1 protein-coding gene is annotated in these 2,105 nt (G+C 73.6%); it reads left to right on the forward strand.

The genetic code is table 11. The features are described 5' to 3' along the window. Positions 1-87 precede the first annotated feature (87 nt). Positions 88-2,010 carry a neutral/alkaline ceramidase gene (locus C6N75_RS22785; protein ID WP_265737441.1) on the forward strand — a complete coding sequence of 641 codons (1,923 nt, stop codon included), beginning with the start codon at positions 88-90 and terminating at the stop codon, positions 2,008-2,010. Positions 2,011-2,105: the final 95 nt, after the last annotated feature.

The following is a 2,105-nucleotide window of genomic DNA, read 5'->3' on the forward strand; positions in this document are numbered from 1 at the left end:
ACCAGATAACCGCCGTCGTCGACTCCGCCCTCCCCCCCGGCGGCGGAGGCCGCCGGGGGGGAGGGCGGAGTCGACGACGGCGGTTATCTGGTCGGGCGGGGGATCTCCGACGCGACCGGGGAGATCGCCGAGGTCGGGATGATGGGGTACGGCCGGTTCGACCAGCAGGCGGCCGGGCTGCACACCCGACTGCGGGCGCGGGCGTTCGCCGTGGTCGACAGGGCGAGCGGGGAACGGGTGCTGCTCGTCGTCGCCGACTCGCCGATGATCTTCGAGAGCGTGCACCGGGCGGTGCTGCGGCGGCTCGGGGAGCTGTACGGCGGGCTGTACACCGAGCAGAACGTGCTGATCACGGCGACCCACACGCACGCCGGACCCGGCGGCTACTCGCACCACGTGCTGTACAACAGCACCACCAACGGCTTCCACGCCAAGACCTTCGAGGCGGTCGCCGACGGTCTGGTGGAGGCGGCCCGGCGCGCCCATGAGGACCTGGCGCCGGGCGAACTCGTGCTCACGCAAACGGAGTTGACCGGGGTCAGCGTCAACCGGTCGCGTATCGCGTTCGACCGCAACCCGCCGGAGGTGCGGGCGTTCTTCCCGGACGCGGTGGACCCGCTCAGCACGGTGCTGCGGATCGAGCGCGGCGGGCGGGCGGTGGGCGCGGTCAACTGGTTCGCCGTGCACGGCACCAGCATGTCCGGGGACAACCGGCTGATCAGCGCGGACAACAAGGGCTACGCCGCCTACCACTGGGAGCGGGAGGTGGCGGGCGTGGACTACCGGGACGGCCGGCCGCCGGCGTTCGTCTCCGCGTTCGCCCAGACCAACGCCGGGGACATGTCGCCGAACCTGGACCTGAGGCCGCCGACCACGCCGGCCGACTTCGCCCGGACGAAGGAGAGCGGGCTGCGGCAGTACGAGGCGGCGGCCGGGCAGGCCGTACGGCCGGGGGTGCGGATGACCGGCGGGGTGGACGCCCGGCTGGTGTACCTGGATCTGGCGCGGACGGCGGTGGGGCCGGAGTTCACCGGGGACGGGCGCGCCCACACCACCTCGACGCCGTGCGTCGGGGCGTCGATGGCGGCGGGCAGCGTGGAGGACGGCCCGGCCTTCCCGGGCTTCCAGGAGGGCGAGAACCCGTTCTTCGACCTGGTCTCGGAGGGGCTGGTCTACCACGTCTCGCCGGAGCTGCGGCAGGCCCAGTCGCCGAAGGACGTGTTCGTGCCGATCGGGCTGCTCAACGGCGTCCTGCCGTGGGTGCAGGAGCGGGTGCCGGTGCAGTTGGTGCGGATCGGGCGGCTGTATCTGATCGGCATCCCCGGCGAGGTGACCATCGCGGCCGGGCTGGCGCTGCGGCGCACGGTCGCCGCGATCACCGGCTCCGAGCTGGAGGACGTGCTGGTCGCCGGGTACGCCAACGCCTACTTCCACTACGTCACCACGCCGGAGGAGTACGACTCCCAGCAGTACGAGGGCGGCAGCACGCTGTTCGGGCGGTGGCAGCTCGGTGCGCTGCGGCAGACGGCGGCGGCGCTGGCGAGCGCGATGCGGGACGGGCGGCGGCTGCCGCTGGGGCCGGTGCCGCCGGACCTGAGCGACCGGCAGATCGCCTTGCAGCCCGGGGTGGTGGTGGACGCGCCGCAGTTGTTCCGGCGCTTCGGGGACGTGCTGAGCGCACCGCGGGAGACCTACCGGGCCGGTGAGGTGGTCCAGGCCGTGTTCGCCGGCGCCCACCCGGGCAACGGCCTGCGGCGCGGCGGGACCTTCCTTGAGGTGCAGCGGGAGGAGGGCGGCGGGTGGCGGACGATCGCCGACGACGGCGACTGGTCGACCCGCTTCCGCTGGGAGCGGGACGGACTCGCGGCCTCCCGCACCACGGTGACCTGGGAGATCGCCCAGGGCACCCCGCCCGGCCGGTACCGGATCCGCTACCACGGCGACGCGAAGGGCCTCACCGGGCGGATCACCCCGATCAGCGGGACGACGCCGGTGTTCACCGTGCGCTGACCCCTCCGCGGCCCCTCGTCCGGGAGGTCAGGTGGTCAGCAGTTCCAGCGCGCCGGTCTCGGTGTCGAAGCTGCGCAGGATGGTGAGGCGGGCGG

The sequence above is a fragment of the Streptomyces solincola genome (assembly GCF_002982015.1).
GTDB classification, from domain to species: domain Bacteria; phylum Actinomycetota; class Actinomycetes; order Streptomycetales; family Streptomycetaceae; genus Streptomyces; species Streptomyces solincola.